This window comes from Flavobacterium sp. 120 (assembly GCF_003633605.1).
In the GTDB taxonomy this organism is placed as follows: Bacteria; Bacteroidota; Bacteroidia; order Flavobacteriales; family Flavobacteriaceae; genus Flavobacterium; species Flavobacterium algoritolerans.
In genome coordinates, this window is the sequence record NZ_RBKZ01000001.1 from 72,280 (window position 1) to 96,726 (window position 24,447).

19 protein-coding genes are annotated in these 24,447 nt (G+C 34.9%); 17 read left to right on the forward strand and 2 right to left on the reverse strand.

The genetic code is table 11. The features are described 5' to 3' along the window. Positions 1–118: 118 nt before the first annotated feature. Positions 119–4,075, forward strand: coding sequence for a two-component regulator propeller domain-containing protein (locus tag C8C87_RS00295; RefSeq protein ID WP_121340733.1), 3,957 nt, complete (start codon positions 119–121; stop codon positions 4,073–4,075). A 65-nt stretch (positions 4,076–4,140) separates the two neighbouring features. On the opposite strand, the gene C8C87_RS00300 is transcribed toward C8C87_RS00295, so the two are convergent. After that, the gene (locus C8C87_RS00300; RefSeq protein ID WP_121340734.1) at positions 4,141–5,139 is read right to left on the reverse strand and encodes a GntR family transcriptional regulator; all 999 of its coding nucleotides are present in this window, start codon (positions 5,137–5,139) and stop codon (positions 4,141–4,143) included. Between the two features lie 101 nt (positions 5,140–5,240). Here C8C87_RS00300 and C8C87_RS00305 point away from each other — a divergent pair, with 101 nt between their 5' ends. From C8C87_RS00305 to C8C87_RS00340, 8 genes are all read left to right on the forward strand, one after another. Further along, the gene (locus tag C8C87_RS00305; RefSeq protein WP_199074754.1) at positions 5,241–6,293 is read left to right on the forward strand and encodes an aldose epimerase family protein; all 1,053 of its coding nucleotides are present in this window, start codon (positions 5,241–5,243) and stop codon (positions 6,291–6,293) included. Between the two features lies 1 nt (position 6,294). Beyond that, on the forward strand, positions 6,295–7,389 hold the full coding sequence (locus C8C87_RS00310; RefSeq protein WP_121340735.1) for a glycosyl hydrolase 53 family protein: 1,095 nt from the start codon (positions 6,295–6,297) through the stop codon (positions 7,387–7,389). A gap of 6 nt (positions 7,390–7,395) precedes the next feature. Further along, positions 7,396–8,442 (forward strand): glycosyl hydrolase 53 family protein, encoded by a 1,047-nt coding sequence (locus C8C87_RS00315; RefSeq protein ID WP_233549980.1) that lies wholly within the window; start codon positions 7,396–7,398, stop codon positions 8,440–8,442. Between the two features lie 34 nt (positions 8,443–8,476). Next, entirely contained in the window at positions 8,477–10,903 is a 2,427-nt protein-coding gene (locus C8C87_RS00320) for a DUF4982 domain-containing protein (RefSeq protein ID WP_121340736.1), read from the forward strand. A 120-nt stretch (positions 10,904–11,023) separates the two neighbouring features. Beyond that, positions 11,024–12,193 carry a galactokinase gene (gene galK / locus C8C87_RS00325; protein ID WP_121340737.1) on the forward strand — a complete coding sequence of 390 codons (1,170 nt, stop codon included), beginning with the start codon at positions 11,024–11,026 and terminating at the stop codon, positions 12,191–12,193. Continuing rightward, a complete protein-coding gene (locus tag C8C87_RS00330; protein WP_121340738.1) occupies positions 12,193–13,272 on the forward strand; it encodes a UDP-glucose--hexose-1-phosphate uridylyltransferase in 1,080 nt (359 codons plus the stop codon). Before galK ends, C8C87_RS00330 begins: the two co-directional genes overlap by 1 nt. Next, positions 13,269–14,288 carry a UDP-glucose 4-epimerase GalE gene (gene galE / locus C8C87_RS00335; RefSeq protein ID WP_121340739.1) on the forward strand — a complete coding sequence of 340 codons (1,020 nt, stop codon included), beginning with the start codon at positions 13,269–13,271 and terminating at the stop codon, positions 14,286–14,288. The genes C8C87_RS00330 and galE overlap by 4 nt, the downstream gene beginning before the upstream one ends. Positions 14,289–14,650: 362 nt before the next feature. After that, a complete protein-coding gene (locus C8C87_RS00340; RefSeq protein ID WP_099713784.1) occupies positions 14,651–16,336 on the forward strand; it encodes a sodium/sugar symporter in 1,686 nt (561 codons plus the stop codon). A 388-nt stretch (positions 16,337–16,724) separates the two neighbouring features. On the opposite strand, the gene C8C87_RS00345 is transcribed toward C8C87_RS00340, so the two are convergent. After that, entirely contained in the window at positions 16,725–17,072 is a 348-nt protein-coding gene (locus tag C8C87_RS00345; protein ID WP_099713783.1) for a toxin-antitoxin system YwqK family antitoxin, read from the reverse strand. A 228-nt stretch (positions 17,073–17,300) separates the two neighbouring features. Between C8C87_RS00345 and aspS the strand changes: the two genes are divergently transcribed. From aspS to nuoF, 8 genes are all read left to right on the forward strand, one after another. Continuing rightward, positions 17,301–19,046 carry an aspartate--tRNA ligase gene (gene aspS / locus C8C87_RS00350; protein WP_121340740.1) on the forward strand — a complete coding sequence of 582 codons (1,746 nt, stop codon included), beginning with the start codon at positions 17,301–17,303 and terminating at the stop codon, positions 19,044–19,046. Between the two features lie 132 nt (positions 19,047–19,178). Further along, the gene (locus tag C8C87_RS00355) at positions 19,179–19,373 is read left to right on the forward strand and encodes a cold-shock protein (RefSeq protein ID WP_007137066.1); all 195 of its coding nucleotides are present in this window, start codon (positions 19,179–19,181) and stop codon (positions 19,371–19,373) included. 298 nt (positions 19,374–19,671) lie between these two features. Beyond that, positions 19,672–20,037: an NADH-quinone oxidoreductase subunit A gene (locus tag C8C87_RS00360; RefSeq protein ID WP_099713781.1), complete on the forward strand. Its 366-nt coding sequence runs from the start codon at positions 19,672–19,674 to the stop codon at positions 20,035–20,037. Positions 20,038–20,108: 71 nt separating this feature from the next. After that, a complete protein-coding gene (locus C8C87_RS00365; protein WP_066335808.1) occupies positions 20,109–20,657 on the forward strand; it encodes an NADH-quinone oxidoreductase subunit B in 549 nt (182 codons plus the stop codon). Positions 20,658–20,661: 4 nt separating this feature from the next. Further along, positions 20,662–21,183, forward strand: coding sequence for an NADH-quinone oxidoreductase subunit C (locus tag C8C87_RS00370; protein WP_099713780.1), 522 nt, complete (start codon positions 20,662–20,664; stop codon positions 21,181–21,183). Positions 21,184–21,218: 35 nt separating this feature from the next. Next, a complete protein-coding gene (locus C8C87_RS00375) occupies positions 21,219–22,457 on the forward strand; it encodes an NADH-quinone oxidoreductase subunit D (RefSeq protein ID WP_099713779.1) in 1,239 nt (412 codons plus the stop codon). 86 nt (positions 22,458–22,543) lie between these two features. Further along, on the forward strand, positions 22,544–23,074 hold the full coding sequence (locus tag C8C87_RS00380; RefSeq protein ID WP_073205034.1) for an NAD(P)H-dependent oxidoreductase subunit E: 531 nt from the start codon (positions 22,544–22,546) through the stop codon (positions 23,072–23,074). Between the two features lies 1 nt (position 23,075). Continuing rightward, on the forward strand, positions 23,076–24,443 hold the full coding sequence (gene nuoF / locus C8C87_RS00385; RefSeq protein WP_099713777.1) for an NADH-quinone oxidoreductase subunit NuoF: 1,368 nt from the start codon (positions 23,076–23,078) through the stop codon (positions 24,441–24,443). The last annotated feature ends 4 nt before the right edge of the window (positions 24,444–24,447 follow it).

Here is a 24,447-nt window from a genome sequence, read left to right on the forward strand (position 1 = left end):
TATTTATTAGAAATGATGCAAATACTTGTTTTTTAGCTATAAAATTAAGTCGCTGCAACATTTGGAATATAATTGAGACGATTCGTCGAAGTCGACATTTAAGATAAAATTCACAAACATGCGTAAATTCTTATTATTTTATATTTTTTTAATTTTAACGACGTCTTTTGTTCAGGCGCAAGATTATTATTTTAAGCATTATCAAGTAGAAAATGGCTTGTCTAACAATACCGTTTTATCGTCATTACAGGATGAAGATGGCTTCATGTGGTTTGGTACAAAAGATGGTTTAAATCGCTTTGATGGCTATAGATTTAAGACCTATCGCGGGAATTCTAATCCCATTCATAGTTTAGGAAGTAATTACATTCAGTCCTTGCATGAATACAAAGGGATTATTTGGGTTGGAACAGACAAAGGATTGTATAAATACGATAAAAAATCAGATCGTTTTAGTATTCTCAATGAAGCTATAAATGACCGAATAGCATCGATTGAACATGATGAACACGGGAATATTTGGTTCATTTCCGGGAATATTCTATATAAATATTCAACACTTACAAAAGAAACCACGACATTCAATCCTAACAATTATTTTATAGCGACTTCAATTACCAGAGATGCTAAAGGAGAAATATGGATTTCATCTTTAAATAAATTATACCATTATTCAGAAGAAAGTTTATCGTTTGAAACCATTTTATTAAATAATGATGCTACAGCTAAAACAGCCTACAGAATTACGGTAATTTATGCTTTGGATAAAAACAATATATTAATAGGTACACAGGAAAATGGTGTGCTATCCTATAATCGCATTAGCAAGAGTACAACTGTGCTGCCGTTTTCTGCAAAAGAGTCTTTGTTTGTGCGCCAATTCAAAAAAAATGGAGCAAATGAAATTTGGATAGCCAGCGAATCGGGTGTATTTATTTATAATATCAAAACCAAAAAATACACGAATCTCAAAAAAGATTTTAATGATCCGTTTAGCATTTCGGATAACGCGGCTTATTCAATTACGATTGATAAAGAAAATGGAGTTTGGATAGGAACTTATTTTGGCGGCATCAATTACCATCAAAAACAATACACACAATTTAAAAAGTATTTCCCCAAGAACAATCAAAACTCGATTAGCGGGAGTGCAGTAAGAGAAATTCACAAAGATGAAAACGGGGATTTTTGGATTGGTACTGAAGATGCTGGTTTGAATAAGTTCAATCCAAAAACACAAGTCTTTACTTCGTACAAACCTGGAGCAGGAAAAGGCGCTGTGTCGTATTACAACATCCATGCTTTGATAGCTCGAAAAAATACCATTTGGATTGGAACTTTTGAGCATGGCTTAGATGTTCTGGACAGTAAATCAGGAAAAGTAATTAAACATTATAGTGCTAATAATGAAGTTGGCGGTCTTAGAAGTAATTTTATTTTTAGCTTTTATGAAACCAAAAAAAAGGAACTTTTAGTTATAACTTCGGTAGGGATTTATAAATACAATCCGGTATTAGATAATTTTGACATTCTGAAATTCTTTCCTGAAAACATGCATTATACGTCATTTATGGAAGATAACGACGGGAATTATTGGGCTGGAACGTATAGAGATGGATTGTTATTTTACAATCCTAAAAACAAGAAAAAAGAAATTTTCAGATACAATTATAAAGACACTAAAGGAATTAGCAATAATTCTATCAATTCTATTTTTCAGGACAGTAAAAACAATTTATGGATTGCTACAGAAAACGGATTGAATCTGTTTGATAAAACCACACGAACCTTTACGAAATACAATACCAAAAATGGATTTCCAAGCAATGTTTTCTATTCTATTCTTGAAGATGACCAGAGCAATTTATGGATAACCACTTCGAAAGGCTTAGTGAAATTTGGTCCAAAACAAAACAGTATTAAAATTTATACCACTGCAAATGGCTTATTGAGCGACCAGTTCAATTATAATTCTGCGTTTAAAGATGCTAACGGCGATATGTATTTTGGTAACTTAAACGGAATGATTAGTTTCAATCCTAAAAATTTCAGTAAAAATAAATACGCTCCAAAAACGTTCATCACAGGGTTGCAAATCAACAATCAGGAAGTTCAGGCAACCGATGAAAATTCACCTATTAAAAAATCAATTTCGTACCTGGATGAGCTGGAACTGGAACACGATCAGTCGTCTTTCAATATTGAGTTTGCGGCTTTAAATTATACTGGAGCTGAGCTCACGGAATATTGGTATAAACTGGAAGATGTAAATAAAGATTGGGTTTATTTAGAACGAAATAACAAAGTTTTCTTCACGGAACTGTCTCCTGGAACGTATGTTTTTAAAGTAAAATCACTCAACAGTTTTGGGGTTTGGAGTAAAGAAATTGCTATCACAATAAAAATCCTTCCGCCATTTTGGGCCAGTACGTATGCGTACTTATTGTACTTTATATTGATATGCTATGGTTTGTTTATGATTATTCGTTACTCTAATTATTTGAGTCAGGAGAAAAATAACCGAAAAATAAAACATTTGAATGATGAAAAGGAAAAGGAAATTTATCAAGCCAAAATTGAGTTTTTTACAAATGTTGCCCACGAAATAAAAACACCGTTAACGCTTATCAAAAGTCCTTTGGAAAAACTCTTGAAGTTTGAATATGAAAAGCCCGAGATTCCGCAGAATCTTTCGATAATGAGGAAAAATACCTCCCGATTATTGAAGTTGGTAAATGAACTTTTAGATTTTCGGAAAACAGAAATTGGTGGTTTGAAACTCACTTTTGTAGAAGCTAATATTTCATCAATGGTGAGAAGTATGCATCTGCGATTTAGTCAGCTTATCGAAGAAAAGAATATTGATTTTGAATTAGAATTAAGTGAAAAGGACATTTATGCTTTTGTGGATAAGGAAGCTTTAAAAAAAATAATGAGTAATTTATTTAATAATGCCATCAAATATTCTGAAAATAAAGTCATTGTGAGTTTAATCAGAGATGAGAAAAAACTAAAATTAATAGTCAAAAATGATGGAAATTTGATTCCAAGTCATCTGAAAGATAAGATTTTTGAGCCTTTTTTCAGAGTTGAGAATATGGATAATAATTCCGGAACCGGGATTGGATTATCCTTGGCTCAGTCACTAACGCAGCTTCATAATGGTAGTTTGCAGTTGATTTTTTCTGAAGCAGAAATGAACGTTTTTGAACTCATCATGCCTTTGCATCAGGAAGAAGAATTTATGTTATATGACGAGCAGGCCAAAGATTTAGACGCTAACGAAAATAAAGTGACAGAACCGGAAAACAAGAGCGAAAAAACCACGATTTTGGTTGTGGAAGACAATGAAGATTTGTTGCAATTCATTACTAAAGAATTGCTTCCGTTTTACATCGTTTTTAATGCAAATAATGGAGAAGCAGCGCTGGAAGTGATTCATAATGAAAATATTTCTTTAGTAATCAGCGATATTGAAATGCCAATTATGGATGGAATTACGCTTTGTAAAAAAATCAAAACCAATCTGGAAACCAGTCATATTCCGGTTATATTATTAACGGCAAAAAACTCATTGAAATCTCAAATTGATGGACTGGAAGTAGGAGCAGATTCCTATATTGCCAAACCTTTTTCTATGGAATATTTAAAAGTGCAATCTTTGAATTTAATAGAAAACAGGAAACAAATCATGAAATATTATGCAAGTTCTCCGCTTTCTCACATCAAAAGCATTGCACATAATAAAACCGATGAAGCCTTTTTGAAAAAACTAGACGAAGAAATCATCAAAAACATAACCGATCAAAATCTTAGTGTTGAATCGCTCTCCGAAATCATGAACATGAGCAGATCGACTTTGTACCGAAAAATCAAAGACATTTCGAATTTGAGTCCCAATGAGTTAATCAATATCGTCCGGTTGAAAAAAGCGGCTGAATTGTTGCTGAGTGGAGACTACAAGATGTATGAAATCGCTGAAATTGTTGGGTATAAATCACAAACCAGCTTTGGAAGAAATTTTCAAAAGCATTTCAAAATGTCGCCTTCGGATTATATTTCGATGAAAAAATAAGCAAAAGTACATTAGAATAGAAAACAACGGAACGCTACAGAAATTTCAAGTATTACGCGTAAATTTTATAAAGAATTTCGAATTATTAACGTGCTTTTGTTTTCTATTTGTTCTTTTTTGCCTTGTAAAATCATCTCTGCCAAAATTTTCCCCATAGCTTCAAAATTGGTGGAAATGGTTGTAATTCCATTGGCAACTACCTTTTTTAGAGGAGTTTCGTTATAGGAAATAATACCAAAATCGCGCCCTAATTGTAAGTTTTGAAGCTTTGATTTTTCGATAACACGAACGAGATCTCGGTCATTTGGAATCACATAAACTTCTCCTGCTTCTATAGCTCTATTGTTGAATTCAGTGATGGTTTCGTGGTCAAAAATAAAATTTTCACAAAAGTTTTCGAAACCAATTTTCATTCCTAGAGGTTCTCTAAATCCTGGGAATATCATGATTATTTTATTGTATTTGACTAAGCGGGATTTTGCTTTCATTAAGCCTTCATAGATGTCTTTTTTATGATTTTGATATACTGCAGGAAAGGAATTTAGTCCAGGATTGGTTTGATCTAATATATAAACTTCGTTTACTGGTAGGGTTTTTATAACTGATGCCGCCTCAGCCAAATTGGTAGGCATGATGATGTATTTTGTATAATTTCCATTACTGTCATTTATTAGTTTTTGGAAAACTTGAATATTAAAATGATGAAAGAAAATATCAACCTGAACGTCATTCCCAATGTTTTCCAAGAATGAGTTGTAGATGTCTTCTTTGAAAATATTTAATTCATCAAAAAGTAAAAATATCCTTTGTTTTATGGTAACCGCGATACTTTTTACATAATATCCTTTTCCAGGAATTGCATAAATAATACCTCTTTTTTTTAATTCATCATAGGCCAGTAGAACCGTATCACGAGACAGTGAAAACTCTAAACTGACTTTGTTTACAGAGGGAAGTTTGTCTCCTTTTATTAATTTTCCTTCTTCAATTCCCTTCTCAACGGTAATGATAATTTGTTTGTATTTAGGAATTCCAAGATTATTTTGAATCGAAATAATTTTCATAAATGAATGAATTTTTTCGCAAGATACAAAAACTGGTGGGTACTGGTATGTAACTGATAATAATTATTTTACTTTTGGTTTTCACATTTCATAAATAAATCATGAAAATAAAACACATATCACATTTTAAAGCTAGTTCTGCAATGAAATTATTTGGTTTTACATCAGATGGCGAAGAGGTTTCTCTTTATGAATTGACGAACAAAAACGGAATGCAGCTTAAAGTTACTAATTATGGTGCAACTATTACCTCGTTGAAAATGCCACTGAAAAACGGTGAATTTGTAGATGTGGTTTTGGGTTTTGATACTTTAGAGGCTTACATCAAATCATTTGATTTGGAAAGCGCGCCTTACTTTGGAGCAACAGTAGGAAGATTTGCAGGAAGAATAAATGACAGCGAATTTGTATTAAATGGCGAATCAATTCGTTTAAAAAAGAATTATAAGGATCATTCCTTACATGGTGGAAATAGTGGTTTCAGTCAAAAAATATGGAAAGTCAAAAATATAAATAACGGTAAAAGTCCTTCTATAACGTTAGCTTATTTTAGCCCTCATCAAGAAGAAAATTTCCCTGGGGATTTAACGGTTGAATTGACGTACACTTTATCTGATGCAAATGAATTAATTATAAATTACACGGCATCAACTACAGAAGATACTGTTGTGAATTTAACACATCACAGTTATTTTAATCTTGATGGTCACAAATCCAATGTTTCTGAACAAGAAATAATGGTCAACTCGCATAGATTGTTAGAAACAACCAATGAGAATATTCCAACCGGAAGGTTTTTGAACGTAGCAAATTGTCCGTTTGATTTTACGTCACCAAGAAAGTGTCCTTCTAAAATTGACAATACCTTTATTTTGAATAAAGAAAATGAATTTGCAGCTTCACTTTTCAATAAAAGCAATAATTTGAAAATGTCAGTGTATACCAATCAGCCGGGTGTTCATATTTATGTTGGCGGTAATTGTTTTAATACTTTAAAAGGGAAAGAAAATGCGGATTACCATGCTTTGAGCGGTATTTGTTTTGAGACGCAAAATTTCCCTAATGCACCAAATTACAAGCATTTTCCCAACTCAGTTTTGAGAAAAGAAGAGCTGTATTATCACAAAACCATTTATAAATTTCAATCTTTTTAATATGAAAAAACACATTTTTGTTTTTGGAGTATTTGCACTCCTGGGAATGTTTTTTTCCTATTCAGCCAATGATACAAATGAAACGCCAATAGTTGAACCGCCAGTTGCGGAAGATACTTTTATCAGAGCTGCGGATATTTCTTTTCTGCCGGAAATAGAAAGTTCGGGGACTATTTTATACAACAATACAAAAGCGGAAGATATGCTTACGACTTTAAAAACTGCAGGTTGTAATGCGGTACGAATTCGTCTTTGGAAAAATCCTTCAAACGGACATTCAGGAATGACTGAAGTAAAAGTTTTGGCGGCACGTGTGAAAAAAGCAGGAATGAAAGTTTGGTTAACCGTTCATTATTCAGACACATGGGCTGATCCTGCGGTGCAAACGATACCAGCTGAATGGAAAAATTTGTCTTTTCTAGATTTAAAAACGGCGGTAGCTACTTATACTTCGACAATTATTACAGAAATTAATCCTGATATTATACAAATAGGGAATGAAATAAATAGTGGATTGCTTTGGCCACAAGGTCATTTAATTAATCAGGAAGTTCAATGCCTGGCCTTATTATCTGCGGCAAGTGCAACTATTCGTACCAAAGCGCCAAATACCAAGATAATGATTCATTATGCAGGTGTTAAAGCTTCGGATACTAATTGGTTTTTTAATAAAATTAAAAGTGTAGATTACGATTATATTGGTTTATCCTATTATCCGATTTGGCACGGAAAAGATTTAGAAGTTGTCAAAACGACCATTAATACTTTAGGAAAAATATACAATAAAAAAGTAATTATTGCTGAAACGGCTTATCCGTTTACGTTAGGATATAATGACTGGACCAATAATATTGTTGGTTTAGACACACAACAGGTTTCAGGTTATCCGGCTACTCCTGATGGGCAAAAAAGTTTTGTAATGGCAATAAAAACAGTCGTAAAAGAGTCTGAATACGGCTTGGGATTTGCGTATTGGGGAGGCGAATGGATTTCTTTCAAAGGGAATCAAGCCGCAAATGGCTCTACTTTTGAAAATCAGGCCTTTTATGATTTTAATAATAAAGCATTACCTGTTTTGCAGGTTTTTAATAAATAAGTACACATGAAAAATTCACCAATGTATTTCCGATTCGTTTTGATGTCTTTAATGGTCTCACTGCTTTATTCTTGTAGTACATCCAAAAATATTCAAACAACATCAAAGAGTTCTTTTGCAAAAGGAGCCGATGTGGGATGGTTGCCACAAATGGAAGCCACAGGATACAAATTTTACGATACCGATGGCTCTGAAAAAGATTGCTTGCAACTGCTGAAAGACAGAGGGATGAATACCATTCGCCTTCGCGTTTGGGTAAATCCAAATGACGATAAAGCCAGTGGACATTGCAGCAAGGAAGAAACCGTTGTCATGGCTTTGCGTGCTCAAAAAATGGGAATGCGTATCATGATTGATTTTCATTACAGTGATTCGTGGGCCGATCCAGGCAAACAATTCAAACCAAAAGCTTGGGAAAACCATACTTTTTCAGAGTTAATGACGGATGTGTACGACCATACTTTTGATGTTTTGAGCGCATTAAAATCAGCTGGAGTTACTCCGGAATGGGTTCAAGTAGGAAATGAAATTCCAGGAGGCATGATGTGGCCGGAAGGAAGTACAAAAAATTGGAGCCAATTGGCACAATTACTCAACAAAGGCTATGAAGCAACAAAGGCTATTGATGCTAAAATCAAAGTAATCGTTCATCTTGACGAAGGTAACAATAGTGAAAAATTCAGATGGTTTTTTGATAATGCTACAGCAAATAATGTAAAGTACGATGTGATTGGGCTGTCCTATTACCCTTTCTGGATCAAGAAAGATTATACTGAAACCATTGCGGATTTAGCGAATAATCTTAACGACATGGCTACCAGATATAACAAAGAAGTGATGGTTGTAGAAGTTGGTGGTGAATATGACAAAGTGCAAAACACGTACGAAATGTTAGCAGCAACAATCAAAGCGGTCAAAGCAGTGCCAAATAACAAAGGACTTGGTGTTATTTATTGGGAACCACAGGGAGAAAAGAGTTGGAGTCACTATTCGTTAAGTGCTTGGCAATCTGATGGGAAACCTTCGCCGGCTTTGGATGCGTTCAAAGAATAATTTGGATTAATAAAATTTTAAAAAAGATTTGAAAATGAAGAAAGTAATACACGTTCTGTTTGTATGTTTCACTTTTACACAATTGGCTGTGTCTCAAACACGAGAAGTTAAAGTGTTAGATACCAATTGGAAATTTCAAAAAGGCGATTTTGAAGAGGCAATTAAAGTAAATTTTAATGATTCGAAATGGGAATCCGTAACTGTTCCGCATGACTGGGCAATTTACGGACCTTTTGATAAAAATGTAGACATACAAAAAGTTGCGATTGTTCAAAACGGAGAAAATATAGCCACCGAAAAAACAGGAAGAACTGGCGCTTTACCTCATATCGGGACAGCGTGGTATCGCAATACATTTACATTGCCTAAAGATGTAAAAGGGAAAAAAATAATTTTGCTTTTTGAAGGCGCAATGAGCGAACCTCAAGTGTATTTAAACGGAAAAAAAGTGGGAGAATGGGCGTATGGCTATAGTTATTTTTATTTTGATGTTTCCCAATTTATACAAGAAGGAGCGAACACATTGTCAGTAAAACTAACCAATAAAGAATTTGCTTCCCGCTGGTATCCTGGTGCCGGTTTATACCGAAAAGTAAGTGTTATTATAAAAAATAACGAAAGCATTGACCAATGGGGACAGTTTGTAACGACACCTTTTATAAGTTCAGAACTTGCTAAAGTTAATATTAAGACCAAAGCTTCTGGGGAGAATACTCGTTTAGTCACCACTATTTTTGATGCCGAAGGACATGAACTTAGTTCAGAGGAGTCGATTATGCAATTCGGAAAGGAATTCGATCAAAATTTAAAAGTAGAAAAGCCAAAATTATGGAGTCCCGAAACCCCTTATTTGTACAAAGCGGTTTCCCAATTGTATGTTGGAAAAGAATTGAAAGATGCCATTTCAACCCGTTTTGGAATTCGCGAAATAAAATACGAGGCCAATAAAGGCTTTAGTCTTAATGGAAAGATAACCAAATTTAAAGGAGTTTGTTTGCATCACGATTTGGGTCCGCTTGGAGTTGCCGTAAATAAAGCCGCGTTACGCAGGCAAATGGAGATTCTAAAAGATATGGGCTGTAATGCAATTCGCAGTTCGCACAATATGCCTTCTTTCGAGCAATTGGAGTTGGCGGATGAAATGGGATTTATGTTTCTAGCAGAGAGTTTTGATGAATGGGTATTGCCAAAAGTAGAAAATGGCTACCATCGTTTTTTTGAAGAATATGCCGAAAGAGATATCGTCAATTTAGTGCAGGCAACAAGAAATCATCCTTCTATTGTGATGTGGAGTTCTGGAAATGAAGTGCCTGATCAATGGGGAGAAGCTGGTGTAAAAAGAGCCAAATGGTTGCAGGAATTATTCCATAGAGAAGATCCAACACGTCCGGTAACTGTAGGTATGGACCAAGTAAAAGCTACTATGGAATCTGGTTTTGGAGCTTTGCTGGATGTTCCAGGGTTAAATTATCGGGTACATTTATATGATGAAGCATTTAAAAAATTTCCGCAAGGGTTTATTTTAGGTTCAGAAACAGCTTCAACGGTTAGCTCCAGAGGGATTTATAAATTCCCTGTGGTGCAGGAAAAAATGAAACAATATCCTGATTTTCAATCTTCCTCTTATGACTTGGAAGCCTGCAGCTGGTCTAACGTGCCTGATGAAGATTTTGTGCTTCAAGATGATAAACCATGGGTAATTGGCGAGTTTGTTTGGACTGGTTTTGATTATTTAGGAGAGCCTACACCTTATGACGAAAGCTGGCCGTCCCGAAGTTCTTATTTTGGAATTAATGATTTAGCTGGTTTACCAAAAGACCGCTATTATTTATACCGAAGTCGTTGGAATACAAAAGAATCCACGCTTCATATCCTCCCACATTGGAACTGGGAAGGTCGTGAAGGAGAGATAACCCCCGTTTTTGCATACACGAGTTACAACAGCGCCGAACTTTTTATCAATGGAAAAAGTATGGGTATTCAGACGAAAAACAAAAACACTCCACAGAATCGCTATCGCCTGATGTGGATGGATGTGAAATATGAGCCAGGAACGGTAAAAGTGGTGGCTTATGATGACAATGGTAAAGCTGTTGCTGAAGAAGAAGTACGTACTGCCGGCAAGCCTTATAAAATTGTTTTAGATGCGAACAGGAAAACAATCACTGCCAATGGCGAAGATATATCCTTCGTGACCGTATCTGTAGTGGATAAAAATGGAATTCTTTGTCCTACGGCGACTAACCAATTAAAATTTAAGGTTTCTGGAGCAGGTACTTATAGAGCTGCCTGCAATGGAGATGCTACTTCTCTAGAAATGTTCCATAAAGATACCATGAAACTTTTTAGTGGGAAATTGGTAGTGCTTGTAAAATCGAAAACAACCGCAGGGGATATAAAACTTGAAGTAAATGGTGCTGGGCTTAAGAGCGGAAAATTGAACTTGGTATCTACAAAATAAATAGAAAAGGCAAGTAAGTATTGCAGCGATACTTTTGAAAACAAATGATTTAAAAACAGCAATATAACTAAACGCTACAACTGAAAGTTTTAAAAAAAGTAGCGTATCAATACTAAAATTATGAACGATATTCTAATTAAAAAAACGACCGCTTTCTTTGAAGAAAGTTTTGGTTCAGCCCCAAAAAAAATAGTGCTGTCACCGGGAAGAATTAACATTATCGGGGAACATATTGACTACAATGATGGTTATGTTTTACCGGCAGCGATTGATAAAATTATATGTTTTGCTTTCGAAAAAAGTAATTCCAATACCTCGAAAATTATTGCGATTGACCTTGACGATTCGTTTGAAATCGACGTTACCGATTCAATGGAATTAACCGATAATGTTTGGACGAATTACATTCGAGGCGTTGTCAATCAATTGAAAATTAAAGGGTTTAAATTTGATGGTTTCAACTGTGTTTTTAGCAGTAATATTCCTGTAGGTTCTGGTTTGTCTTCATCAGCGGCTTTGGAATGTGGATTTTTGTTTGGAATCAACGAGCTTTTTGAACTGAAAATAAAACCGGTTGATATTGCCTTAATGGGACAAAGTGCTGAACATTGGGTAGGAATCAATTGCGGGATAATGGATCAGTTTTCGAGTGTTATGGGTTTAGAAAATAAAGTCATAAAAATTGATTGCAAGACCTTAGAATATGAATACCATAATGCTGATTTTAATGATTATTCTTTGATTTTATTCGATTCGAATGTAAAGCATTCCTTAATGACTTCGGCTTATAATGAGAGAAGACAGCAATGTGAAGAAGGTATTGCTATTATAAAAAATAATTTCCCTGAGATAACGAGTTTTAGAGATTGCACGGAAGAACATGTTTTAGGATTGCAACATATAATGAGTGAGAATGTTTTCAAAAGGTGTCTTTTTGTAGTAAAAGAAATCAATCGGGTGAAACTTGCCTGTGAAGCATTAGATAATGGAAAGATTGAAGTTTTAGGGAAATTAATGTTCGAAACACACGAAGGATTATCGGTTGATTATGAAGTAAGTTGTGCTGAGTTAGACATGATTGTGGATACACTCAAAAAGGAAGAAGCCGTAGTTGGTTCCCGATTAATGGGCGGTGGCTTTGGTGGTTGCACTATCAACTTAATCAAAAAAGGACATGAAGAGCGAATTAAACAACAGCTTTCTGCACTTTATTTAGATACTTTTGGAATAGAATTAAAAATTTACGATGTAAAAATCGGAAATGGAACATCACTTTATATCGCGAAATAATGAAAAATTTTGATATCAACGAGGATCCGCACAGACGCTATAATCCGTTAATCAACGAATGGGTTTTGGTTTCTCCACACCGTTCGAAACGCCCTTGGCAAGGACAAAATGAAACAGTAACTTCGGATGCATTGCCGGAATATGACCCAACTTGTTATTTGTGTCCTGGAAATGTTCGAGCAAATGGAATGGTGAATCCGGATTATGAAAATTCTTTTGTTTTCGAAAATGATTTTGCCGCTTTAAAGCAAGAAGAAATTGCATTTGAAGAAAACAAAAACGACCCGAGCGACAGCGAACTGGCGAAGCAAACTTTTTTTAGAGCTAAACCAGAAAGAGGAATTTCTCGAGTGGTTTGCTTTTCGCCAAAACATAATTTGACATTGCCTGAAATGCCAGCAACTGCGATTGAAAACATCATTCATACTTGGCAAAAAGAATATACTGATTTAGGTAATGTGGACTACATCAATCATGTTCAGATTTTTGAAAATAAAGGAAGCGTTATGGGTTGCAGTAATCCGCATCCTCACGGGCAAATATGGGCGCAATCGTCTTTACCAACTGAGGTGGAGAAAACGCAAAATAACTTAAAAACCTATTTTGAAAAACATAACAAAACACTTTTTCAGGATTATTTAACTGAAGAAATGAAACTCGACGAGCGTATTGTTATTGAGAATGATCATTTTGTGGCATTGGTTCCTTTTTGGGCGATTTGGCCGTATGAAACGATGATTGTCAGCAAACGAAATGTGAGTAAAATTACGGATTTCACGGAAACGGAAGTAACCGATTTTGCAGTTATTTTAAAACAATTGACTACAAAATATGATAATCTTTTTGAAACTTCTTTTCCATATTCATCAGGAATTCATCAGTCACCTACTGATGGGGAATTGCATCCGGAATGGCATTTTCACATGCATTTTTATCCACCATTGTTGCGATCTGCAACCGTAAAGAAATTTATGGTAGGATATGAAATGATGGGTGAATCACAGCGGGATATTACGCCTGAGAAAAGTGCCGCGGTTTTAAGAGAACAGTCTAACGTACATTACAAAAATAAGTCATGAAAATAGTTGTTACCGGAGGTTTGGGATTCATTGGTTCGCATACCGTAGTAGAATTACAAAATGAAAATTTTGAAGTTGTTGTTGTTGATAATTTGTCTAATTCTTCGATTGATGTTTTGGATGGCATAGAACGAATTACAGGTAAAAAACCGCTTTTTGAACAAATAGATTTAAGAGATAAAGCAGCTGTTCAAGCTTTCTTTCAGAAGCATGATGATGTGGCTGGGGTGATTCATTTTGCTGCCTCCAAAGCAGTTGGTGAAAGTGTCAAAGAGCCTTTGTTGTATTATGAAAACAATGTTGCTTCGCTGGTTTACATTTTACAGGAGTTACAGAAAAAGCCGGAAGCCAATTTTATCTTTAGTTCATCTTGTACCGTTTATGGTCAAGCCGAAGTGATGCCCATTGCCGAAACTACGCCTGTACAAACGGCAATGTCGCCGTATGGAAATACCAAACAAATTGGGGAAGAAATTATTACCGATGTCACTAAAATAAGTAAAGTCAATGCTATTTTGTTGCGTTATTTTAATCCAATAGGTTCTCATCCATCAGCTGAAATTGGGGAACTGCCTATGGGTGTACCGCAAAATTTAGTTCCTTTTATTACTCAAACCGGAATGGGTTTGCGTGAATCATTATCCGTTTATGGGAATGATTACCCAACGATTGATGGAACCTGTGTTCGCGATTATATTCACGTAGTTGATTTGGCGAAAGCCCATGTCATTGCTTTACAAAGATTAGTGAACAAAAAGAATTCTGAGAAATTAGAAGTTTTTAATTTGGGAACCGGAACCGGAAGCTCGGTGCTGGAAGTGATTAGCGCTTTCGAAAAAGTTAGCGGACAAAAATTACCTTATACCATTGTTCCAAGAAGAGAAGGCGATGTGACTTCGGTTTATGCCAATACCGATAAAGCGAATACTGTGCTTGGATGGAAAACACAGTCAACTTTGGAAGAAGCGATTGCCAGTGCTTGGAAATGGGAACAAAAGGTCAGAAATAGCCATTAAAAATTTATGGAATCCATTTTTTGTTGTGAAACACATATGAAAATGGGATTTAGATAGTAGTTTAAGTGCTTTTTTTTAAGATTTAACCTATACAATAATAATAAATGTAAAAAATACATTTATAAATGATGTAAATAAATATTTTTATTTTACTTTTGACTTTCATAATTCATAAAAAAACAATAAAATTAAAATACATATCACATTTTATATTCAATTCTATAATGGAATTGTTTGGTTTTAAGCCAAGTTGTGTGTAATTTGTTTAAAAAAAAGCAGTATAATTACACTAATAAAAACATTACATATTACAAGACAATAATCTCATTCATTTATATTAATTTCTAAAAAACAAATTACTCATGAACCAGAACCTTGCTTTTGCTGATTACGCAGTATTTATTATTTATTTTATCGTGGTGTCCACTTACGGATATACCGTTTATCGCAAACGTGAGAAAAACGAACATGATGCCAAAGCCTATTTCCTGGCTGAGGGAACATTGACATGGTGGGCTATTGGGGCTTCTTTGATTGCTTCTAATATTTCTGCTGAACAGTTTATTGGAATGAGTGGTGAAGGATTCTTTTTAGGAATTGCAGTTGCCGCTTATGAGTGGATTGCCGCTATTGCTTTGATTATTGTAGCCGTTTGGTTTATTCCTGTTTATTTAAAAAACAAGATTTATACCATGCCTCAATTTTTAAAAACAAGGTATAACGAATCAACTGCGTTAATTATGGCCGTTTTCTGGTTGTTCTTATATGTATTTGTAAATCTTACCTCTATTTTATATTTAGGAGCCGTTGCCATTAATGGATTGGCTGGTGGTGAATATTTACACGCTATTATGATTGGGCTTGCCGTTTTTGCTTTAGTAATCTCTTTAGGAGGTATGAAAGTGGTGGCATACACGGATGTAATTCAGGTTGCGGTTTTAATTATCGGTGGACTGGTTACGTCATATATTGCTTTGACTACAGTTGGACAATATTTTGGTGTTGGAGAAAATGCAATTGCAGGTTTCAAAGTATTGATGCGAGAAGCTCCGGATCATTTCAAAATGATTATCCCGGAACCAACAGCAACTTCTTCTCAAAACGATATTAATAAGTATCTTACTTTTCCAGGAATGATGTCCTATTTGGCGGGTATTTGGATTATTAATCTTAATTATTGGGGTTGTAACCAATACATTACGCAGAGAGCTTTGGGTGCCGATTTACAAACTGCTCGTACCGGTATTTTGTTTGCAGGTATTTTGAAATTATTAATGCCGCTTATTGTTATGTTACCAGGTATTGCTGCTTATGTTTTGTATGAAAACGGACATTTACCTCAATTAGTAGGTGGAAAAGATGGTGCGTATTCTGCTGTGTTGACGTTCTTGCCTACGGGATTAAAAGGATTGTCTGTTGCTGCTTTAACGGCTGCAATTGTTGCTTCTTTGGCTGGAAAAGTGAATAGTATTTCTACTATTTATACCTTAGATGTGCATAAAAAATACATTCAAAAAGATGCAAGTGACAGAAGCCAGGTGAATATTGGAAGATATGCTGTTTTTGCAGCGATGCTTCTTGCTGTTTTGTTTACTTGGAATGATATATTAGGAATTGGTGGTGTAGGTGGATTTACCTATATCCAAAAATATACAGGGTTTATCAGTCCTGGAGTTTTTGCTATGTTTTTCCTTGGTATGTTCTGGAAAAGAACTACTGGAACTGCTGCAATAATAGGGGTGATTTCCGGTTTCTTATTGTCGGTTTTGTTTAACGAATTTGCACCGGCATTATTTGGCACCGAAACATTACTTTACACGGCTTACGCCAATGGAAAAGGTGGATATGAAATACCATTCCACATTTGTATGGGATTGTCATTTATGTTTACAATGCTTATTATGATTGCAGTGAGTTTTGCCGGACCAAAAGTGAATCCAAAAGCTTTTGAGTTAGATACTGAAATGTTCAAGGTAAAACCACAAACAACAGTATTAATCGTAATTACTTTATTGATTATTTTTGCATTGTACGCTAAGTTCTGGTAGTATATAACAACTAGTTTCAAGTTACAGGAATAACTATCATTGCCGTTTAGTTAAGATCAGTTGGTAATCCCAAATGAAAACTTAACTAAACGGCATTTGATTTTAAATGTATTTGGAGTAGGTGACAATAGACTTTGAAAGCGTTTCCACAAAAGAATCTCTGTGCCGTTAAAGTAAATAGAATCGCTGTAAGACAATTTAAATATCAGAATTAGTACTGGTAAATCTTGCGAGATTAGCCGTGTTTCAGGCGGATTAATTGCTCTGTTTTGAGAATTTTCAACTAGTGATTGAAAGAGTTGTATTTATTGCTTATTTAGTAAATAGTAGGCATAAAAAAAGCTTCCGTTAATTTCGGAAGCTTTTTTTATATTTTAAGTGATGCTTTTTAGTCTCTGTTGACCAATGCTTCTTGTTTCCATGTTTTTACGGAAGCAATTCTGCTGTTAGAATAGTCTACTTCGCTTAAGTTGTTACCATTCCAAAAAAGCCATTTTCCAGTTTTTTCTCCATTTTCATAATTAGCAACAGATAATTTGTTACCATTTGTGTCATATGAAGTCCAAAGTCCTTCAAGTTTCCCGTTTTTAAAGAAACCTTCTTGTTGTACTTTTCCATTTTCAAAGTAGTAAGTTGTTTTTACTAATTCACCTACAGCTTCTAATTTTGGATTGTTTTCTTGAGCAAATGCTATACCTGAGAAGATTAATGCGGTTAAGATTATATATTTTTTCATGTCGTTTGGATTTTTAAATTCATATTAGCTTAACAAATATATAAAACATTTTACAATAAAAAAACTTTAAGTTAACAATTTAGTAACATTGGAGTAAAACTTAACATTGAAAATAAAATTTTCAGTAAAAATCTAACACTAAAAAATGGTATTTCTCAATTCATTATTCATAATTAGTCTTAAATTTGCACCCGAGCCTTAAGGGCGAAACAATTTAAAATTAGAATAATGTATAGAAGTCATAATTGTGGCGAGTTGAATGCCTCACATATTAATACAGAAGTTACACTTGCGGGATGGGTTCAAAAATCGCGTGATAAGGGATTTATGAACTGGGTTGATTTACGGGATCGTTATGGAATTACGCAATTAATTTTTGACGAAGGTCGTTCAGAGAAATCAGTTTTTGAATTGGCTAAAACTCTTGGTCGTGAATTTGTAATTCAGGTAAAAGGTACTGTTATTGAGCGTGAAGCTAAAAATAAAAATATTGCAACAGGTGAGATTGAAATTTTAGTTACTCAACTTACTATTCTTAACGCTTCTCTTACGCCTCCTTTTACAATTGAAGATGAAACGGACGGTGGAGAGGATATCAGAATGAAATACCGTTACCTTGACATTCGAAGAAATCCGGTGAAAAACAGTTTGATGTTTCGTCATAAAGTAGCAATGGAAGTACGTAAATACCTTTCGGATTTAGACTTTTGTGAAGTGGAAACACCTTATTTAATTAAATCTACTCCAGAAGGAGCAAGAGATTTTGTGGTGCCTTCTCGAATGAATGAAGGACAGTTTTATGCGTTACCACAATCTCCTCAAACGTTCAAGCAATTATTGATGGTGGGCGGAATGGATAAATATTTCCAAATCGTGAAATGTTTCCGTGACGAAGATTTACGTGCAGACAGACAGCCAGAATTTACGCAAATCGATTGCGAGATGGCTTTTGTGGAGCAAGAAGATATCTTGAATGTTTTCGAAGGATTGACAAGACATTTATTAAAAGAAATAAAAGGTATTGAAGTAGAAAAATTCCCAAGAATTACCTACGAATACGCCATGAAAACATACGGGAATGACAAGCCGGACATCCGTTTCGGAATGGAGTTTGGGGAGTTGAATGAAGTGGCGCAACACAAAGAATTTCCAGTTTTTAATGCTGCGGAATTAGTGGTGGGAATTGCGGTTCCGGGAGTTGGAAACTATACTCGTAAAGAAATAGATGGATTAATTGACTGGGTCAAACGTCCTCAAGTGGGTGCATCTGGAATGGTCTATGTGAAATGTAATGAAGACGGAACCTATAAATCATCAGTAGATAAATTCTACGATCAAGACGATTTAACGGAATGGGCAAAAATCACTGGCGCAAAAGCGGGAGATATGATTTTTGTGCTTTCTGGTCCAGCCGATAAAACGCGTGGACAATTAAGCGCATTGCGTATGGAATTAGCAACGCGATTAGGATTGAGAAACCCGGCTGAATTTGCACCTCTTTGGGTAGTTGATTTTCCTTTATTGGAATTTGACGAAGAAAGCGGTCGTTACCATGCCATGCACCATCCTTTTACATCTCCTAAGCCTGAAGATATGCATTTATTGGAAACGAATCCAGGTAAAGTTCGTGCTAATGCGTATGATATGGTTTTGAATGGAAATGAAATTGGTGGTGGATCGATTCGTATTCATGATAAAGCGACGCAACAATTGATGTTTAAATATTTAGGTTTCACCGAAGATGAAGCTAAGGCTCAATTCGGATTCTTAATGGATGCTTTCCAGTTTGGTGCACCGCCACACGGAGGTTTGGCTTTTGGATTGGATAGATTGGTGGCAATTCTAGGTGGTCAGGAAACAATTCGTGACTTCATTGCTTTTCCAAAAAATAATTCCGGAAGAGATGTCATGATTGATGCTCCGTCAGCAATTGATGATTTGCAATTAAAAGAGTTGCATATAAAATTAGCGTAGTTGTACTTTATCGATTAAATTTGTTAGAAAACGTTGAATATCAATATTTTTACAAAATAAAAAGAGAAGAATGTCTTTCGTATTATATTAAATATTACATTTGCTCCATTATAAATTATTATTACTATTACAATGCGTACAGGTACAGTTAAATTTTTCAATGAATCTAAAGGTTACGGATTCATTACAGACGAAGAAACAGGAAAAGACATTTTTGTTCATGCATCAGGAATCAACGCGGAAGAATTACGCGAAGGTGACAGAGTTAGCTATGAAGAAGAAGAAGGAAGAAAAGGAAAAGTTGCTGCGAAAGTAGCAGTGATCTAAGCATAAAAAAATTAATTTTTTTTGCCTACGAATGTTTAAAAAACGTTCCGAATTATTTCGGGACGTTTTTTTTTATTCAAAATTGTTGTCATTTTCGGAATAAATGAACCTTCTTTTTAGAATTGTTAAATTTTTAAACGTTAAACACATCTTAAGATAAAAATCTTTTCTTATTTATAATTAATAAAAATTGTAAATTTACAACGTTGTAGTTGCGATGTATTTTTGAGTTTTTATTGTTATTTAATAATTTGAAAGTTATCTTTGTGGCTTATTTTTATTCAAAAAAATCGATAATATGCAATCCGATCAATTAAATTATATACCAATTTTAATGCAGTTTGTCCTAGCTGTAGGATTTGTTGTAGGAACTATAATAGTTTCAGGAAAATTAGGCCCTAAAAGATCTTCTGAAATCAAAGATAAGAACTTCGAATGTGGGATTGAATCTGTTGGAAATGCGAGAATTCCATTTTCAGTAAAATATTTCCTTGTGGCCATCTTATTTGTTTTGTTTGACGTTGAGGTGATTTTCTTGTATCCATGGGCAATCAATTTCAAGGAATTGGGAATGGAAGGAATGGTTAAAATGGTGATTTTTATGCTTTTGCTTTTGGTGGGATTTTTCTACATCATCAAAAAGAAAGCATTAGAGTGGGAATAAAAATTTATTTTAAATGCTGAATTTAAATGATGTCATTGTAATTCAGAATTTATAATTCAAAATAATAAAAAATGAGTGATTCAAATATAAATATGGTTGCCCCTCCGGAAGGCGTTGTTGGTGAAGGTTTCTTTGCTACAAAGCTGAATGATGTTGTGGGATTGGCTCGTGCAAATTCTTTGTGGCCTTTGCCTTTTGCAACATCTTGTTGCGGGATTGAATTTATGGCAACAATGGCTTCGCATTACGATTTGGCACGATTTGGTTCGGAGCGAGTGAGTTTTTCTCCTCGTCAAGCGGATATGCTAATGGTAATGGGGACGATTTCGAAAAAAATGGCGCCAATTTTACGTCAGGTTTACGAACAAATGTCAGAGCCTCGTTGGGTAATTGCTGTTGGAGCTTGTGCTTCATCAGGTGGAATTTTTGATACTTATTCTGTTTTACAAGGGATTGATAAAGTAATTCCGGTTGATGTTTATGTTCCGGGTTGCCCGCCAAGACCAGAGCAAATTGTTGACGGTGTTATGAAATTGCAAGAATTGGTTAAAACGGAATCGGTAAGAAGAAGAAGTTCTCCAGAATACCAAGAATTATTAGCTTCTTATAATATCAAATAAAATAATGGCGCTAGAAACGATACAAATCCAAGAAAAATTAGTTGAAACATTTGATTCAGCTGTTTTTGAATTCAATCAGGAAAGAGATATTTTTTCATTTGAGGTCGCTGCTGATAAGATTACGGCAGTGATTCTTTTTTTGAAAAATGACCCAACATTACGTTTTCATTTTTTAACTGATTTGTGTGGGATTCACTATCCTGATAATGATGTTGATCATCAATTTGCAGTGGTATATCATTTGCACAATTGGTACGAAAATAAAAGGATTAAAATTAAGGCATTTATCAACGGTGAAAACCCAGAAATAAAAACGATATCAAACATTTTCTTGAGTTCTAACTGGATGGAAAGAGAAACGTATGATTTTTATGGGATAAACTTCATTGGTCACCCACAATTGAAACGTATTTTGAATATGGATGAAATGATTTCTTTTCCAATGCGAAAAGAATTTCCAATGGAAGATAGCGGTAGAACAGATAAAGATGACCGTTTCTTTGGAAGAACAACCGACAATTATTAAAAACACACACTATTATAATTTTTCACATTAAATAAATGTCAGAACTATTATTACCACCAGAGCATCGCTATGCTAAAAGAATTGCAGCCCAACTAAACGATGACGGAAGCGAGCTTTCGATCTTAAATTTAGGGCCTACTCACCCAGCTACACACGGTATTTTTCAAAATATCTTGTTGATGGATGGAGAAAGAATTCTAGAAGCGGAACCAACCATTGGTTACATTCACAGAGCTTTCGAAAAAATCGCTGAAAATCGTCCTTTTTACCAAATCACACCTCTTACTGATAGAATGAACTATTGTTCATCGCCTATAAACAATATGGGTTGGTGGATGACATTAGAAAAATTATTGGATATTGAAGTTCCTAAAAGAGCGCAATATTTAAGAGTAATTGTAATGGAATTGGCTAGAATCACGGATCATATCATCTGTAATTCAATCCTTGGTGTGGATACCGGAGCGTACACCGGATTTTTGTATGTGTTCCAATTTAGAGAAAAAGTCTATGAAATCTACGAAGAAATTTGCGGAGCTCGTTTGACTACTAATATGGGAAGAATTGGTGGTTTCGAAAGAGATTGGTCACCAGAAGCTTTTAGAAAATTAGATGTGTTTTTAGCGGAATTTCCTGCTGCCTGGAAAGAATTTGAAAACTTATTCGAAAGAAATAGAATTTTTATTGACAGAACTGTAAATGTTGGAGCTATAACGGCTGAACAAGCTATGGCTTACGGATTTACAGGTCCAAATTTACGTGCTGCAGGTGTCGATTATGACGTCCGTGTAGCGCAACCGTATTCTTCTTATGAGGATTTTGATTTTATTATTCCTGTTGGGAAATCTGGAGATACGTACGACCGTTTTTGCGTTCGTAATGCCGAAGTTTGGGAGAGTTTGAGTATCATTCGTCAAGCATTAGAAAAAATGCCAGAAGGAAATGATTTTCATGCTGATGTTCCGGATTATTATCTTCCTCCAAAAGAAGATGTTTACACGAGTATGGAATCGTTGATTTACCATTTCAAAATTGTGATGGGAGAAGTTCCTGTTCCAGTTGCCGAAATATATCATCCTGTTGAAGGTGGAAATGGAGAACTAGGTTTTTACTTGGTTACTGATGGAAGTCGAACTCCATATAGATTACATTTCCGCAGACCTTGTTTTATTTACTATCAAGCGTATCCAGAAATGATTAAAGGATCATTATTGTCGGATGCAATTGTTATTTTGTCAAGTTTAAATGTTATTGCCGGAGAATTAGACGCTTAATAAAATTATAAATGATGAATTGTAAATTAGGAATGGAAGTCAAAAAACATTTAAAATTTAGGATTCAAAATTTGAAATAATAAAAAATGGAACGTACGTATCACAAACAAGAAATAAATATGACTGAAGCATTGATGACTCGCATCAATGAACTAATCAGTCATTATCCTGAAGACAAAAGAAAATCGGCATTATTGCCTGTTTTACATGAAGTTCAAGATGCTCACGAGAATTGGTTGAGTATTGAATTAATGAATAAAGTAGCCGAAATCCTTTTGATTAAGCCAATTGAAGTTTATGAAGTAGTTTCGTTTTATACGATGTACAACCAAAGACCAGTTGGAAAATACATGTTTGAATTTTGTCAAACTTCTCCTTGTTGTTTGAATGGAGTAGAGGATTTAATGGATTATACTTGTGAAAAACTAGGTGTAAAAGTAGGTGAGCCTACTCCAGACGGTCTGTTTGAAGTTAGAGGAGTTGAATGTTTAGGTGCTTGTGGTTACGCTCCAATGATGCAATTAGGCGATTTTTACAAAGAACATTTGACGGCAGCAAAAATCGACCAGTTAATTGATGATTGCAAAAACGATACAATAATATTACACGATAAATAATATGTCACAAAAAATATTATTAGACAAAATAAATATTCCAGGAATTAAAACGTACGAAGTATACCGTCAAAACGGTGGTTATGCTTCAGTAGAAAAAGCCCTAAAAACATTAACGCCAGACGAAGTAGTTGAGGAAGTGAAAACTTCAGGATTGCGTGGTCGTGGTGGAGCAGGATTCCCAGCAGGAATGAAATGGAGTTTTATTGATAAAAAATCAGGAAAACCAAGACATTTAGTTTGTAATGCGGATGAATCAGAGCCGGGAACTTTCAAAGACCGTTATTTGATGGAATTTATTCCTCATTTATTGATTGAGGGAATGATTACTTCCAGCTATGCATTGGGTGCAAACCTATCTTACATCTACATTCGTGGAGAATACATGTGGGTTTATAAAATATTAGAAAGAGCCATTAATGAAGCAAAAGCTGCTGGATTTTTGGGTAAAAATATATTAGGTTCAGGGTACGATTTAGAACTTTATGTTCATTGTGGTGCCGGAGCTTACATTTGTGGTGAAGAAACTGCATTGATTGAATCATTGGAAGGAAAAAGAGGAAATCCTCGTATCAAACCACCATTTCCTGCTATTTCAGGACTTTGGGCAAATCCAACGGTTGTAAATAACGTAGAAACAATTGCCGCTGTGCCTTGGATTATCAATAATACAGGAGCGGAATATGCTAAAATTGGTATTGGACGTTCTACAGGAACCAAGTTAATTTCAGCTTCCGGGCATATCAAAAACCCAGGTGTTTATGAAATTGAATTAGGTCTAAGTGTTTACGAATTTATGAATTCTGATGAATATTTAGGCGGAATGAGTTCTGACAGACCTTTGAAAGCATTTGTACCGGGAGGAAGTTCTGTTCCCGTTTTACCTGCGAATTTAATTTATAAAACGGCAAACGGTGAAGATCGTTTGATGTCATACGAATCGTTAAGTGACGGTGGATTTGCAACAGGTTCTATGTTAGGATCAGGCGGATTTATTGTTTACAATGATACGTCTTGCATCGTTCGTAATACTTGGAATTTCTCTCGTTTTTACCACCATGAAAGTTGTGGACAATGTTCTCCATGTCGTGAAGGTACTGGTTGGATGGAAAAAGTATTACACCGAATCGAAAACGGTCACGGTCGGGAAGAAGATATCGATTTGCTATTGAGTATTCAAAGTAAAATTGAAGGAAACACCATTTGTCCATTAGGTGACGCGGCAGCTTGGCCAGTGGCAGCAGCAATTCGTCATTTTAGAGAAGAGTTTGAATACCATATTCGTTTCCCGGAAAAAATAAAAAATAGAGATCATTTTGTTGCTGAACCTTTTGAAAAAGTAAAGCATTTAGTTTCTAAAGTAATCGTATAAAGTC